The organism is Pseudomonas reinekei, assembly GCF_001945365.1.
GTDB lineage: Bacteria > Pseudomonadota > Gammaproteobacteria > Pseudomonadales > Pseudomonadaceae > Aquipseudomonas > Aquipseudomonas reinekei.
The window spans coordinates 123,824-139,250 of sequence record NZ_MSTQ01000011.1 but is presented as its reverse complement, the minus strand read 5'-3'; the positions used below and the strand labels follow the sequence as shown (position 1 = coordinate 139,250).

Annotated in this window: 12 protein-coding genes; 8 read left to right on the top strand and 4 right to left on the bottom strand. The window is 60.9% G+C overall.

The genetic code is table 11. The features are described 5' to 3' along the window. Positions 1–65: 65 nt before the first annotated feature. The 4 genes from speA to BVK86_RS18830 all read right to left on the bottom strand — a co-directional run bounded on the left by speA (position 66) and on the right by BVK86_RS18830 (position 4,375). Complete coding sequence (speA, locus tag BVK86_RS18845) at positions 66–1,979, bottom strand: arginine decarboxylase (protein WP_075947834.1); 1,914 nt, start codon at positions 1,977–1,979, stop codon at positions 66–68. A 219-nt stretch (positions 1,980–2,198) separates the two neighbouring features. Next, on the bottom strand, positions 2,199–2,570 hold the full coding sequence (locus BVK86_RS18840; RefSeq protein ID WP_007914613.1) for a translation initiation factor Sui1: 372 nt from the start codon (positions 2,568–2,570) through the stop codon (positions 2,199–2,201). A 176-nt stretch (positions 2,571–2,746) separates the two neighbouring features. Further along, a complete protein-coding gene (locus BVK86_RS18835; protein ID WP_075947833.1) occupies positions 2,747–3,304 on the bottom strand; it encodes an NUDIX hydrolase in 558 nt (185 codons plus the stop codon). Between the two features lie 3 nt (positions 3,305–3,307). Continuing rightward, a complete protein-coding gene (locus BVK86_RS18830) occupies positions 3,308–4,375 on the bottom strand; it encodes a DUF2333 family protein (RefSeq protein ID WP_075947832.1) in 1,068 nt (355 codons plus the stop codon). Positions 4,376–4,785: 410 nt separating this feature from the next. Here BVK86_RS18830 and BVK86_RS18825 point away from each other — a divergent pair, with 410 nt between their 5' ends. The 8 genes from BVK86_RS18825 to BVK86_RS18790 all read left to right on the top strand — a co-directional run bounded on the left by BVK86_RS18825 (position 4,786) and on the right by BVK86_RS18790 (position 15,299). Further along, the gene (locus tag BVK86_RS18825; RefSeq protein ID WP_075947831.1) at positions 4,786–6,456 is read left to right on the top strand and encodes a response regulator; all 1,671 of its coding nucleotides are present in this window, start codon (positions 4,786–4,788) and stop codon (positions 6,454–6,456) included. Positions 6,457–6,508: 52 nt separating this feature from the next. Further along, positions 6,509–8,455, top strand: coding sequence for a methyl-accepting chemotaxis protein (locus BVK86_RS18820; RefSeq protein ID WP_075947830.1), 1,947 nt, complete (start codon positions 6,509–6,511; stop codon positions 8,453–8,455). 173 nt (positions 8,456–8,628) lie between these two features. After that, positions 8,629–10,377, top strand: coding sequence for a protein-disulfide reductase DsbD (locus BVK86_RS18815; protein ID WP_075947829.1), 1,749 nt, complete (start codon positions 8,629–8,631; stop codon positions 10,375–10,377). Positions 10,378–10,509: 132 nt separating this feature from the next. Then, entirely contained in the window at positions 10,510–10,962 is a 453-nt protein-coding gene (gene aroQ, locus BVK86_RS18810; RefSeq protein WP_075947828.1) for a type II 3-dehydroquinate dehydratase, read from the top strand. Positions 10,963–11,010: 48 nt separating this feature from the next. Continuing rightward, positions 11,011–11,475: an acetyl-CoA carboxylase biotin carboxyl carrier protein gene (gene accB, locus BVK86_RS18805; RefSeq protein WP_075947827.1), complete on the top strand. Its 465-nt coding sequence runs from the start codon at positions 11,011–11,013 to the stop codon at positions 11,473–11,475. Positions 11,476–11,492: 17 nt separating this feature from the next. Then, complete coding sequence (gene accC / locus BVK86_RS18800; RefSeq protein WP_034149716.1) at positions 11,493–12,851, top strand: acetyl-CoA carboxylase biotin carboxylase subunit; 1,359 nt, start codon at positions 11,493–11,495, stop codon at positions 12,849–12,851. A gap of 279 nt (positions 12,852–13,130) precedes the next feature. Then, positions 13,131–14,009 (top strand): 50S ribosomal protein L11 methyltransferase, encoded by an 879-nt coding sequence (gene prmA, locus BVK86_RS18795; protein WP_075947826.1) that lies wholly within the window; start codon positions 13,131–13,133, stop codon positions 14,007–14,009. Between the two features lie 30 nt (positions 14,010–14,039). Next, positions 14,040–15,299, top strand: a complete 1,260-nt coding sequence (locus BVK86_RS18790) for a DUF3426 domain-containing protein (protein ID WP_075947825.1) — start codon at positions 14,040–14,042, stop codon at positions 15,297–15,299. Positions 15,300–15,427 lie beyond the last annotated feature (128 nt).

Genomic DNA, 15,427 nt, shown 5'->3' with positions numbered 1-15,427 from the left:
GGTCATCTGAAATTTCCGCAGCGAGCGGGAAATTTTCAGACAACCTGATGAGCGTGGTGCTTACCTCAGGAAGACAGGTAAGACGAACGGGTCAGCCCCAGGCGCAAGGCATCGAGGAACTGGGTGCGCTCGGAGGCACTGATGCGGGCACTGGCGCACTTGTCGCGGTAGTGGGTCATCAGTTCCTCAGGCGACAAGTGCACGTAACGCAGCATGTCTTCGATGGTGTCGTGGGTTTCGATACCGGCGTGGTACACGCTGCCGTCGGCGTTCTGGTAGATGTTCACCGAATCGGTATCACCGAACAGGTTGTGCATGTCGCCGAGAATTTCCTGGTAGGCGCCCACCAGGAACACGCCCAGCAGGTAGTCCTCGCCTTCATTCAAACCGTGCACCGGCAGGCTGGTTTCGATGCTCTGCTCGTCGACGTACTGGTTGATCTTGCCGTCGGAATCACAGGTCAGGTCCTGCAGCACCGCACGACGCAGCGGCTCTTCGTCGAGACGATGCAACGGGATGATCGGCAGGACCTGGTCGATGGCCCAGGTGTCCGGCAGGCTCTGGAACACCGAGAAGTTGCAGATGTACTTGTCGGCCAGCTTGTCGTTGAGTTCGTCCAGCACCTGACGGTGGGAACGCTGACGCGCCTTCAACGAGTTGTGCAGGCGACGGCACACGGCGAAGTAGCATTGCTCGGCCAGGGCCTTCTCGGCCAGGGTCAGCTTGCCATCGGCGTACTGGGCAGCAACATCGCTCATGTAGTGCGTGGCGCGCCAGTAGGTTTCGGTGACCATCTCGATGTCGGTCGGACCCAGCAGGTCCACCAGCCATTGCACGGTTTCCGGCAGCGCTTCCTTGTTTTCGATCTGCGGTACGTCGTCGTTGTGTTTCTCGACGTCGGTCACCTGGATCACCAGCATGGCGTGGTGCGCGGTCAGGGAACGGCCGCTTTCCGAGAAGATGTGCGGGTGCGGCAGGCTCTGCGCGTCGCAGAATTCCTTGAGCATTCCGACCACGACGCCGGCGTAGTCGTCCATGTCGTAGTTGATCGAACTGGCGTTACGCGAGTGCGTACCGTCGTAGTCCACGCCCAGGCCACCACCGACGTCGATGTGATCCACCGGCAGACCGAGGTTGCGCAGCTCGCCGTAATAGCGGATCGCTTCCTTGAAGCCGTGCTGGTAGTCGGCCAGGTTGGCGATCTGCGAACCCATGTGGAAGTGCAGCAGACGAATGCCCTGGTCCAGACCGGCCGCACGGAAGCGCTCGACCACCGACAGCAACTGCGCCGCCGACAGACCAAACTTGGACTTCTCGCCACCGGTGTCCGCCCACTTGGACGAGGCCAGGGACGACAGACGCACGCGCAGACCAACCTGAGGCTTGACCTTGAGCGAATTGGCTTCTTCGATCACCAGGCCGACTTCGGATTCTTTTTCGATCACGATGAACACGTTGTGACCGAGCTTCTGGCCCATCAGCGCCAGACGAATGAATTCGCGGTCCTTGTAGCCATTGCAGACGATGGTGCCGCCTTTCGGCGCCAGCGCCAACACAGCCAGCAGTTCAGGCTTGGAGCCGGCTTCCAGACCGATGGACACGTTCTGGGTGGCAATGATGTTCTCGATCACCGCTTCCTGTTGGTTCACCTTGATCGGGTACAGCGCGGTGTACTTGCTCTGGTATTCCAGGCGCTCGATGTTGGCGTCGAACGCGCCCGTCAGCTGACGCACGCGGTCTTGCAAAATGTCGGGGAAGCGCACCAGCAACGGCAGCGACAAACCGCTCTGGCGCAGCTGGTCGACTTGTTCGAACAAGTCGATGGGCGAGCTGCTCGGACCGTTCGGACGAACTTCGACGCGACCGGCGTCATTGATCGCGAAATACCCGGCCCCCCAATGGCGAATCCCGTAAACACTGCGGCTGTCCGCAACTGTCCATTGGCTGCCATCGTCTTTGCGTGTGCGTCGTACGGACATCGAAGTCCCCTATAAAGAAGTCATAGTGCGTCGCCTGGATTCAGGCCGGCGCAGTCTAAAGAATGAAAATGACGGTTCGTCAACGAGGGGGTAGACCCCGTCGACCGCAACGAGTTTAGAAACCGGTCATGAACAGGCTCTGTGAAAACCATGGTGACGACGCCAGACCTGAAGGCAATCAGGGCTGGATCAAGCCGCAGGTGGTTTTCACAGAGGCTGCTAGCCGCCGGACTTCTTCGCCTTGAAACCGTGCTTGATCAGCTCCGCCAAGAGTAGCTCGACATGATCGCCCTGGATTTCAATGATCCCGTCTTTCAACGCCCCGCCGGTACCACAGCGTTTCTTCAACGTCGTGGCCAGTTCCTTGAGCGCGTCTTCAGCCAATGGCACGCCGGTGATGGTGGTCACCGTCTTGCCGCCACGGCCCTTGCTTTCGCGACGCACGCGAGCGATGCCGTCGCCGGCCGGGATAACGGTCTGTTTGCAGATGCAGGCGTCCACCGGTTTACTGCATTCCGGGCAATGACGACCTGCGTCGGTGGAAAATACCAGGCCACCAAGGGCGGCGAAGGATGCGGCTTTTTTGGCCACCGGCAATCCTCTTGGGAGGACAAAGACTGGTCGCGGCACTCGGGAAGGGCCCTCGACCGCGAAGCCCCACTCAGGCAGGGGCAGCGCTACTGAGCCAGGCAATACCGGTTCAGCTTGAAAAGGTCGCGCAGTGTAACGGCAAAAACGCCGATTGCTAAGAGCCAATCGGCGCCAATTTATGCCTCTTTTGCGACGTCGTCCCCACGTGAGCGCAGATAGCGCTTCAGCGCGGCCAAAGAGTCCGGGCAGTAAGGCTTTTGCTCGATTTCGTGCATGACCTGATCGATGGGGATAAAGCGCGCTTCCAGTACCTCTTCCGGCTGCAGGATCAACGGGCCATCCCACACGGCCGAAAACGCCGAACACCACAGGCGATTGCCGGTGTCTTCGAAAAAAAAGTGGTCATGGGCGGTCAGTTCCACGCCACTCACGCCCAACTCCTCCTCCAGCTCCCGGGCGGCCGACTCGACATAGGTTTCGGTCGCCAGCACCATACCGCCCGCCGCCACGTCCCAGTAGCCCGGATAAATAGCCTTGCTCAAAGTGCGCCGATGCACGCACAGCTCACCGGCGGAGTTGAACAACATAATGTAGGTGCCGCGGCCGATCAGCCCGCGCTCGCGCAGATCGCTGCGGACCAGGGCGCCGAGCAGGTTGTCCTGCTCATCGACCCAGGCGATTTGTTCAGCATCCGAGGCCGCCCGGTGGGCAGCCTCTTTGGCGCTATCGACCATGACTCAGCCCTGATTCAGCAGTTGACGCAAGTCGATCACCGCCGCGTTGGCCCGGGAGATGTAGTTGGCCATGACCAGCGAGTGGTTGGCCAGAACGCCGAAGCCACTGCCATTGAGGATCATCGGGCTCCACACCGCTTCCTGCGACGCTTCCAGTTCACGAATGATCTGGCGCACGCTGACCGTGGCGTTCTTTTTGGCCAACACATCGGCGAAGTCGACTTCGATGGCGCGCAGCAAGTGCGACAAGGCCCAGGCCTGACCACGGGCTTCGTAGAACACGTTGTCGATCTGCAGCCACGGGGTCTCGACGATTTCTTCGTCGACCTGCGGCGCCACACCCGGTACCACAACCTCGGTCTTCAACGCGGTGTTGAGCTTGACCCGGCCAACACTGGCCGACAGGCGTTGCGACAGCGAACCCAGACGGGTGCCGACGTCGCCCAGCCAATTGTTCAAGTTGTCGGCGCGGGCATAGAACAGCGCGCTCTTCTGGTTCGGATCGGAAAGACGCGACTGATAGCGGCTCAGGGAGTTGATGCCCTCCTGATACTCGGACTCACTGGACGGCAGCACCCAGCTCTTGTTGTCGAAGTTGAAACGCGGCTCGGCCTTGGCCAGATCGGCGTCTTCGGCGGACTGCGACTGCGAGCGAGCGAAATCTTTGCGCAACGCGCGGCTCAGGTCGCGGACCTGTACCAGCACGCCATATTCCCAGCTCGGCATGTTGTCCATCCACAAGCCCGGCGGGAAGCGGTCGTTTGAAATGTAGCCGCCCTGCTTAGTCAGCAATGTGCCGGCGACGGTCTTGAGGGTTTCGACCGTGGTGTAGCCGACCACCATTTGCTTGCCTTCTTTCTCGGCAGCCATTTGTGCCGTCTGCTGCACAGGGAACAGTGCGGGTTCCTGACTCCAGTACCAGCCCAGGGCAATCGCCACCAACAGGTAGAGACCGATCAGCGTGGCCAGCGCGCGGCTGAACAGCAGGCCGCCCAGATAACTGCGGGTGGCCGACTTCGGTTCGGCGGCACGTTCAGGCGCACTGCCTGCGCGGTTTTTCCAGTCCAGCATGGCGATATCCTTTCAATCACTTGGGTTCATCGGTTCGACCACAACCATACAACAACGTGCCTTTGCCCGGCACCCGCCGTTGCGTGGATACGGAAAATTACCGTGCCAGCGGACAAAAAGCTGTTTCGGGGATCATGAACCTGCACGAGCCGCATCAGGGAATCCCCTAGCTCTGCCCACCTGCAAATCAACCTGCAACCGCCGAGTCACCACACCGCTTGCGCAACCACCGTGGATGGGGCTCTATACCGTCACCACGCCGACTTTAAAGGCCAAACCAGACCTACTGGTCACAAACTGAATGGGGTCGCTCTGCAGATTATTGACGTACAGCACTCATGACATCGCAAAGTGGTGCTAGCATAGAGCCACCATTCGATCTCAGCGTCCCCCCTAATAGTAGTCAGGATATGACCGAGCCAGAAGATCCCAACCGCGAGCGTCTCAAGCACCACTTTGCCCAGCGGGTCATTCATCAGGCACGTCAGATTCTTGAGATATGGCAGCGCCTGCAACGCAGCGAGTGGTCCATCACCGATCTGTCGGAACTGAGCGAGGCCAACCTGCGCCTGCTGCGCTTCGCCGAGCGTTTCGAGCAGCCGGAACACACGCAACTGGCACGCCATATCAGTCAGTCACTGGAAGCCGTCGACGCCAACCGCGGACGCTTGAGCAGTAGCCTGATCACTGACCTCAACCGCCTGATGCAGCGCCTTTCCCGCACGGGCCTGCGCCATGGCGACCAACTCGACCAGACGTTCCTGCCGCCGCTGCGCAAGCCCATCTACGTGATGCTGCAGGATCACGACCGTGGCGAGCGCCTGGCCAAGCAACTGGAGTTCTTCGGGCTCAGCGCCCAGTCCCTGGACAGCGTAGCGGCGTTTCGCTCTTCGATGGTCGAGCGCCTGCCGGCGGCGATTGTCATGGACGTCGACTTCAGCGGTCCCGGCGTCGGCCTGAAACTGGCCGCAGAAGCCCAGGAAGGCCTCGATCATCAGCTGCCGCTGCTGTTCTTCAGCCTGCATGAAACCGATACCCCGACACGGCTTGCCGCCGTGCGTGCCGGCGGCCAGGAATTTCTCACCGGCACCCTCGAAGCATCGAGTCTGCTGGAGAAAATCGAAGTCCTGACCTGCGTGGCCCAATACGAACCTTATAAAGTGCTGATCATCGACGACTCGCGCGCCCAGGCCCTGCACACCGAGCGCCTGCTCAACAGCGCCGGGATTGTCACCCGCACGCTAATCGAGCCGATCCAGGCCATGGCCGAACTGGCGGATTTCCAGCCTGACCTGATTATCCTCGACATGTACATGCCGGCCTGCACCGGTACGGAACTGGCCAAGGTGATCCGCCACAACGACCGTTACGTCAGCGTGCCGATCATTTACCTGTCTGCCGAAGACGACCTGGACAAGCAACTCGATGCCATGAGCGAAGGTGGCGACGACTTCCTGACCAAGCCGATCAAGCCCCGGCACCTGATCACCACCGTGCGCAATCGCGCGGCGCGGGCGCGTAACCTCAAGGCACGCATGGTCCGCGACAGCCTCACGGGCTTGTACAACCACACCCACATCCTGCAACTGCTCGAAGACTGTTCGTTCCGTTCACGACGAGAGAACAAGCCGCTGAGCTTTGCCATGCTCGACATAGACCACTTCAAGCGAGTCAACGACAGCCACGGCCACCCCATGGGCGACCGTGTCATCAAGAGCCTGGCGCTGTTTCTCAAGCAGCGCCTGCGCAAGACCGACTTTATCGGGCGATACGGTGGCGAAGAGTTCGCCATCGTCATGCCGGACACCGACCTTGAGGCGGCCTACAACGTCCTCGATGAAATCCGTCAGCGCTTTGCCGAAATTCACTACCCGGCCCAACCCCACGACCTGTGGTGCACCTTCAGCGCCGGGGTCGTGCAGCTGTGTGAAAACTCCGACAGCCTGTCGATGGCCAGCCAGGCGGATGAGGCGCTTTACCGCGCCAAAGGGGCCGGTCGCAATCGTGTCCAGGCCGCAGAGACGTCAAAGCAAAGTGCCACTTTTTCATCGAAATTGCCTTCCACAGTCATAACCTTGTAATAGAAACGCAATAACTTCAGGCGCTTACCATATCTGCCGTTGGTAGTCCGTAATGCGCCTCAAGCTGCTGACCAATCTCAACACCCTCCTTTTAGTTGCCGTGTGCGTGGCCCTTGGCGCCACGCTGTGGTGGTCGCAAAAGGCACTCGAACGCCCCTATCTATTAATGGAGCGGTATCTGGGTTTGTCCCAACAGTTTCAGAATCAAGTGGCGCGCCCTATCGAGGATTACCTCGCCAGCGGCGATGCCCTGCGCCTGAGCAGCGCCAGCCAGACCCTTGACGACCTGCAAAAAGAACTCGACGAGTTGCCGCCGGCGCTGGCCGAGGCGCTGCGTCCAAGCCTGTCGAACCTCAGTGATTTCAGCAAAACCGACCTGCTCGCTGCGGGCAAACTCGCGGGCGACCCGCAGGCCTTGCTGCTGCAAGCCGAGCGCGAACTGAGCGCCAGCCTCGACCAACTCTGCCAGTACGCCAGCGCTAACGCGACCTATCTGACGCCATTGCTCACGGCATCGCAGCACTTGGGCAAACTCTCGCTGGCCCGGGACAAACTCGTCAGCAGTGGCCGCAGTGAACTGGCCGCCGACGTCGAGCGCGAAGTCACCAACATTCGTGCCCAGGCCGCGCTGCTGGACGCCCTGCCCTTGCTCGGCGTGACCGCCAGCAGCGAATCGAACACCGATGATTTCGCCGCGATGATGGGCCTGGAAAACACCGAGAAAGCGGTCGCCGAAGATGCCGGCGTCGGTTTCAAGCGTGAACTCAATAGCCTGCTCACCCGCTACCCCGCGGAACTGGCACGTACCCGTGACCAGATCCAGAAGCGCGCCGATCTCGGCGCAGCCACCCACCTCAAGATCGCTGATGTGCAACAAGCCATCGCCGGGCTCGAACCGGTGGTCCGCGCCCAGCACGGACAGATCCAGGGCGAAGTTCGACTGATGCAAGGCGTGATGATCGGTTTGATTTTGCTGATCGCACTGCTGATCGACACCCTGCAACGCAAACTCGCCCGGACCCTGACCAACCTCGCCCCGGCGCTGTCGACCTGGGCCGAAGGCGATTTCAGCCAGGACATCCAGCTGGGCAAAACCAACCGCGAACTGCATGACATCGAAGCGTCGCTCAATCGCTTGCGTGCGTATCTGGTGGCCCTGGTCGGGACTATTCGCCTCAATGCCGAACAAGTCGCGGGTAGCAGCCGGACCCTCGCCGAATTGAGCAACGACCTGCATAGCGGCGCCGAGCACCAGGCGGGTGACACCGCGCTGATCCGCGATTCCCTCGGCGAGCTGGAAGCGACCATTCAGCAAGTGGCCGGTGACGCCAGCCAGGCGGCCGAGGCCAGCCGTCACGCTGGCCTGGCGGTGGAGCACGGGCAGAAAGTCATCGGCCTGAGCCTCACCGGCCTGCATGCGCTGGTGGACGAAGTACAGGGCAATGCGCAGATGATCGAGCACCTGGCCGAAGAGTCCGCAACCATCGGCGGCGTGCTGACGGTGATCCGCTCGATTGCCGACCAGACCAACCTGCTGGCACTGAACGCGGCCATCGAAGCGGCGCGCGCCGGGGAAATGGGCCGAGGCTTTGCCGTGGTGGCCGAAGAAGTCCGCTCACTGGCACAACGCACCGCCGGCGCCACGTCCGAGATCCAGACCTTGATCGCCGGCCTGCAAACCGCCGCGCGCCAATCGGTAGAAGGCATGCGTGCCCAGGTGGAACATGCCGAAGCCACCGCCAACCAGGCACAGGCAGCCGACGGCGCGCTGGATAAAATCGTCGGGGCGATCCAGACCATTTCCGACACCGCCGTGCGCATCGCCGATGTCACCGCGCAGCAGAGCGGCGCTGTCAGCGAGATCCGCGATCACAGTGAGCGGATTCATCAGTTGGGTGGGGATAACCTGCTGCGTATTGGCGAAGGACGTGAGCAAGGGGAAAACCTGCTGGTGCTGGGCGGCCGGCTGCATACTGCGGTCCAGGCCTTCCGCGTCTGACAGACCACCATCGCGAGCAGGCTTGCTCCCACATTTGATTTGCACACGACGCAGACCTTCTGTGGGAGCGAGCCTACTCGTGAAGGCGTCAGCTCAATCACCACACATCCCAAGCTCTGCACACCGAACGACTGTCCGCTATCATCCCCCCAATTCCGATACGCGAGATTGTCATGCGCCGTTTGCTTTGCCTGCTGCTTTTAGTGCTCGCCCTGCCGGCTACCGCCGCCGGGTTGCTGGAAAGTCGCCCCCATTCAACCCTGGGCTCGATCAACAACAGCGCCGACTTCCTGCCGGTGCGCGAAGCCTTTCAGTTGAGCCTGGTAGAAAGCACACCGCAATCGATCAAACTGCGCTTCGTCGCCACCGAGGGTTATTACCTCTATCGTCACCGCTTCCAGTTTCGCGCCGAGCCGGCCGATGTCGCCCTTGGGACTGCGCAATTGCCCGACGGCCAAAAGAAGCACGACGAGTACTTCGGCGATGTCGAGGTCTACCACGGCATTCTCGACGTAGAGTTGCCGCGCACCGATCAACGCCCATTTACCTTGGCGGTGACCTATCAGGGCTGCGCCGACAAGGGCCTGTGCTATCCGCCGGAAACCGAGCGCCTGAGCATCAATGGCGGCAGCGACAACACGACCACACCCGGTCACTGGAGCTGGCGCGAACTGGCGCTGTTCTTCCTTGCTGGCCTTGGCCTGACGTTCACACCTTGCGTGCTGCCAATGTTGCCGATCCTTTCCGGCGTGGTGTTGCGCGGCCAGGTCGGCGGCTTGCGCGGCTTTAACCTGTCGTTGGCCTATGTGCTGCCGATGGCGGCGTGTTTTGCCCTGCTCGGCGCCTTGATGGGCATGTTCGGCGCACAACTCAATCTTCAGGCGCGCCTGCAATCAGCTTGGGTGCTGGTGCCCTTCGCCATGTTTTTTGCAGTGTTTGCGCTGGCGATGTTCGGGGTTTTCGAACTCAAGTTGCCTCACGCCATCAGCAGCCGGCTCGACCGCATCGCCGGCCGCACCGAAGGTGGCTCGCTGTGGGGGGCGGCGGTGCTGGGCGTGGTGTCCAGCCTGCTGGTTTCGCCCTGCGTATCGGCGCCACTGGCCGGTGCGTTGCTGTACATCAGCGCCAGTGGCGACGCCTTGGGCGGCGGCGTGAAACTGTTCATGCTCGGCCTCGGCATGGGCGCGCCACTGTTGCTGGTGGCAACCGGTGGCGCGGCGTGGCTGCCGAAGAGCGGACCGTGGCTGATCTACGTGAAAAATGCGATTGGCGTGCTGTTGCTGGGACTGGCGATCGGCTTGCTCAGCCGGGTACTACCGGGCCAGCTCACCCTGCTGCTGATCGGCCTGCTAGCCGGTGGCGTCGGCTTGTTTTTGGGTGCGCTGGAGTTCGTCTATAAACCACCACGCAAACGCCTGGGCCAACTGCTGGGGATGTTCCTGCTGTTTTACGCGCTGGCGTGCTGGTTCGGGGCGTTCAGTGGTCAGAGCGATCCTTTCAACCCCATCGGTCAGCCGCGCGTCATTGCCGGCAACGCGCCAACACCAGAAACCGGCACCTGGCAAACCGTCAACACGCCGGCTGAGCTCGACCGCGTGCTCACCGAAGCCCGTTCGGCCAACACCGCACTGCTGCTCGACTGGTACGCCGACTGGTGCATCAGTTGCAAAGTCATCGAACGGGAAGTGCTCAACGACCCTGACGTGATCGAACGCCTCAAGGGCTATCGGCTGGTGCGCTTCGATATCACCGACAGCAACGCTGAACAACGCGCCTTGCTCGACCGCTACAAACTGTTCGGTCCTCCGGCCTTGATGTTTTTCGGCAAGGACGGCGTCGAACGTGCCGATGTGCGGGTGATTGGCGAAATCAATGCCCGGGACTTCGCCGAACAGGTTGTCAGGGCGAATGACCGGATTTAATCAAGCAGTCATATATCTCGCGCAAACATCGGTCATCGTGCTGGCTATTGCAGAGAACTGGACAGTCACAAAGGCTTTGCGGCATAGTCGCCAGGTTCTGACAATTGCACACAGATAACAAAGGAACCGCCGATGGCGACGCTACTCGTTCTGCACGGACCCAACCTGAACCTGCTCGGCACCCGTGAACCGGGCACCTATGGCGCCACGACGCTGGCGCAGATCAACCAGGATCTGGAACGCCGTGCCCGCGAAGCCGGCCACCATTTGCTGTATCTGCAAAGCAATGCCGAGTACGAATTGATCGACCGCATCCACGCCGCTCGCAGCGAAGGCGTGGATTTCATTCTGATCAATCCAGCAGCTTTTACACATACAAGTGTCGCATTACGTGACGCGCTGCTGGCGGTGAGCATCCCATTCATCGAAGTGCATTTGTCTAACGTGCACAAACGCGAACCTTTCCGCCATCACTCCTACTTCTCCGACGTAGCGGTGGGAGTGATCTGCGGCCTTGGCGCCAGCGGTTATCGACTGGCCCTGGAGGCCGCACTAGAGCAGCTTGAAATACAGGCAACAGCTTGAACAACAAGCGTTAAACGCCCCTGACCGACCCTTGGGAGTTGATGATTCATGGATATCCGTAAAGTTAAGAAACTGATCGAATTGCTGGAAGAGTCCGGCATCGACGAGCTCGAGATCAAGGAAGGCGAAGAGTCCGTACGCATCAGCCGTCACAGCAAAACCCCGGCCCAGCAGTACTACGCACCGGCTCCAATGCCAGCTCCGGTTGCCGCGCCTGCCGCTGCCGCCGCTCCGGTTGCCGCTGCCGCACCCGCCGCGCCTGCTGCACCATCGTTGAACGGCACCGTTGCCCGTTCGCCAATGGTCGGCACGTTCTATCGCAAGTCTTCGCCAACCTCGCCGTCCTTCGTTGAAGTCGGCCAGACCGTGAAGAAAGGCGACACCCTGTGCATCGTTGAAGCCATGAAGATGATGAACCACATCGAAGCTGAAACCAGCGGTGTGATCGAATCCATCCTCGTTGAAGACGGCCAGCCGGTTGAGTACGACCAACCGCTGTTCACCATCGTTTGAACCGCGGAGAGCCTTTGATGACTGCGAAGTTGGAAAAAGTTCTGATCGCCAACCGCGGTGAGATCGCCCTGCGGATCCTGCGCGCCTGCAAAGAGATGGGCATCAAGACCGTCGCCGTTTACTCCAAGGCTGACAAGGAACTGATGCACCTGGGTCTGGCGGACGAATCCGTCTGCATCGGCCCGGCATCGGCCGCCCACTCCTACCTGCACATTCCGGCAATCATTGCCGCGGCCGAAGTGACTGGCGCCACCGCCATTCACCCCGGCTACGGTTTCCTTGCGGAAAACGCCGACTTCGCCGAGCAGGTCGAGAACTCTGGCTTCGCGTTCATTGGCCCGAAAGCCGAAACCATTCGCCTGATGGGCGACAAGGTTTCGGCCAAGCACGCCATGATCGCCGCTGGCGTACCGACCGTTCCGGGCTCTGACGGCCCGTTGCCGGAAGACGAAGAAACCGCTCTGCGCATCGGTCGCGAAGTCGGTTACCCGGTGATCATCAAAGCCGCTGGCGGCGGTGGTGGTCGCGGCATGCGCGTTGTGCATAAAGAAGAAGACCTGATTTCCTCGGCCAAGCTGACCCGCTCCGAAGCTGGCGCGGCGTTCGGCAACCCGATGGTCTACCTGGAAAAATTCCTGACCAACCCGCGTCACGTGGAAGTCCAGGTGCTTTCCGACGGCCAGGGCCACGCCATCCATCTGGGCGACCGCGACTGCTCGCTGCAACGCCGTCACCAGAAAGTTCTCGAAGAAGCGCCGGCACCGGGCATCGACGAGAAGGCTCGCCAGGAAGTTTTCGCTCGCTGCGTCAAGGCGTGCATCGACATCGGTTACCGTGGCGCAGGCACTTTCGAGTTCCTGTACGAGAACGGTCGCTTCTACTTCATCGAGATGAACACTCGTGTCCAGGTAGAGCACCCGGTTTCGGAAATGGTCACCGGTATCGACATCGTCAAGGAGATGCTCAGCATCGCCGCCGGCAACAAGCTGTCGTTCACCCAGGATGACGTGGTCATCCGCGGTCACGCACTGGAATGCCGGATCAACGCCGAAGATCCGAAAACCTTCATGCCGAGCCCGGGCACGGTCAAGCATTTCCACGCACCAGGCGGCAACGGCGTTCGCGTCGATTCGCACCTGTACAGTGGCTATGCCGTTCCGCCTAACTACGATTCGTTGATCGGCAAGCTGATCACTTACGGGGCAACCCGTGACGAAGCCATGGCGCGCATGCGCAATGCGCTGGACGAAATCGTGGTCGACGGGATCAAGACCAACATCCCGCTGCACCGCGATCTGACCCGCGACGAAGGCTTCTGCAAGGGGGGCGTGAACATTCACTACCTCGAGCACAAGCTGGCTGGCGAGAAGCACTAAGCTTCGACCTTGCACCTGACAAAGCCGCCTTCGGGCGGCTTTGTTGTTTCTGGAGATTTCATCCTGCCGAGTACCAAGTCCCTTGGAAGCGAGCCTGCTCGCGAAGGCTTTGTCACATCCAGCACTCGAAGTGACTGCCCCACCGCTTTCGCGAGCAGGCTCGCTCCCACAGGGAACTGCGAGACCAAGCCACTCCCACAAAACCTTCGCGCTCGCGTAAACTTGCGCGCTTCTCGCAGCCCGCTAGGCTGCAATCAATATTTTTCAAAGGTGCCCGCCATGCCTTGGCTGCAAGTCCGTCTCGCCATCAGCCCAGAACAAGCCGAAACCTACGAAGACGCTTTCCTTGAAGTGGGCGCCGTGTCGGTGACCTTCATGGACGCCGAAGATCAGCCGATCTTCGAGCCGGAACTCAACACCACGCCGCTGTGGTCCCACACCCACCTGCTGGCCCTGTTCGAAGGCGGCACCGAGCCCGGCCCGGTACTGGCCCACCTTGAGCTGTTGACCGGCAGCCCGCTGCCCGAACACCACAGTGAAGTGATCGAAGACCAGGATTGGGAACGCAGCTGGATGGACGGTTTCCAGCCGATGCGTTTCGGTCAGCGCCTGTGGATCGTGCCGAGCTGGCATGCGGCTCCCGAGCCCGGCGCTGTAAACCTGCTGCTGGACCCGGGCCTGGCGTTCGGTACCGGCACTCACCCGACCACTGCTCTGTGCCTGGAATGGCTCGACGGTCAGGACCTCAAAGACTGCAACGTGCTGGACTTCGGCTGCGGTTCGGGGATTCTGGCGATTGCCGCCCTCCTGCTGGGCGCCAGGGAAGCCGTCGGCACCGACATCGACGTACAGGCGCTGGAAGCCTCCCGCGACAACGCTGGGCGCAATAACATCGCCGATGAATTGTTCCCACTGTATCTGCCGGAAGATCTGCCGCAGGTTCAGGCCGATGTGCTGGTGGCCAATATCCTCGCCGGCCCGCTGGTGTCCCTGGCGCCGCAGCTGTCCGGCCTGGTCAAGTCCGGCGGTCGCCTGGCGCTCTCGGGCATTCTTGCCGAGCAAGGCGAGGACGTCGCTGCGGCCTACGCCAAAGACTTCGATCTGGATCCGATCGCCAATCGCGATGGCTGGGTGCGCATTACAGGCCGTCGGCGCTAGAATGAGCGTCTGTATAATCCGGATCGCCGCATGACCGATAGCTTCGTCACTCAGTGCCCGCATTGCCAAACCAGCTTCCGCGTCAGCCATGCCCAGTTGAGTGTGGCGCGCGGTGTCGTTCGCTGTGGTTCATGCCTGCAGGTTTTCAATGCCGCCAAGCAATTGCTTGAGCAAGCCGGCAAAGAACCTGTCGCACCGATTGCACCTGCGGTCATCGAGGCTCCGGAACCCGCAGAACCGCGCGCCATCAGCCAAAAGCAATGGAGCGCTGCCGAACTGGATCTGGACAGCCTCGACCTCGACGAGGAACTGGCCCGGCTCGAACAGCGGGAAATACAGCCCACCACCGAATTCGGCCGCCCCCGTGAAGACAGCCTCAGCGCACGCCGCGATAGCGTCGAAAACGAGGAAGAGCCCTGGACCAGCGACAGCCTGTTCAGCGAATCGGCCGCTGACCGCACACAGGCGATCGACGATCTTGACGAACTCGACCGACTCGACACGCCGCCCCCAGCGCAACCGCTGAAAGAAACGGGCATCCTCGCACGCACCGAACCGTCGCTGTCGCTGGAACCGGTAGACCTCGACGATGAAATGCCACCGCCGCAGTTGCGTCTGCATGACCCGATAGTTGCACCACCGCAAAACGAACGCCTGTCGGCCTCCGTGACTGAAGAACCCGACGACCTGCCCTCGATCGAACCGCTGCGCAAGCGTCGCGAACGCAGCGAATCGGGCGTTCGCGCCGAAGTCCTGCAAGACCTGACCGACGACCCGCTGCAACTGGACTGGCAAAAACGCCGCTCGCCATGGGGGCGCCGATTCTTCTGGTTCCTGCTGATCCTGCTGGGTGCCGGCGCACTGGTCGGCCAGTACGTCGCCTATCACTTCGACGAACTGGCGCGCCAGGACCAATATCGCCCCTGGTTCCAGCAACTGTGCCCGCAAATCGGTTGCACGGTGCCCTCCAAGGTCGACATCGCCAAAATCAAAAGCAGCAACCTGGTGGTCCGCAGTCACCCGGAGTTCAACGGTGCATTGGTGGTGGATGCCATCATTTATAACCGCGCGCCCTTCTCCCAGCCCTTCCCGCTGCTGGAACTGCGTTTCGCCGATCTCAATGGTCACTTGATCGCCAGCCGCCGCTTCAAACCCGGTGAATACCTCAGTGGTGACCTCGAAGGCATGGCAGAAATGCCTCCGCAAACGCCGATCCACATCGCACTGGACATTCTCGATCCAGGCGCCAAAGCGGTGAACTACAGCCTGAGCTTCCACTCACCCGAGTGAAACGGTTCATCGCGCTTCAATTGACGGCGGCTTTCTGACTTCCCCTGTCCGGACCAAACCTCTGGCGATAACAAAATAACTGTTCAGATTTTGTTCAATTCGACCTTTATCCAGTCATCGAGAGCGGG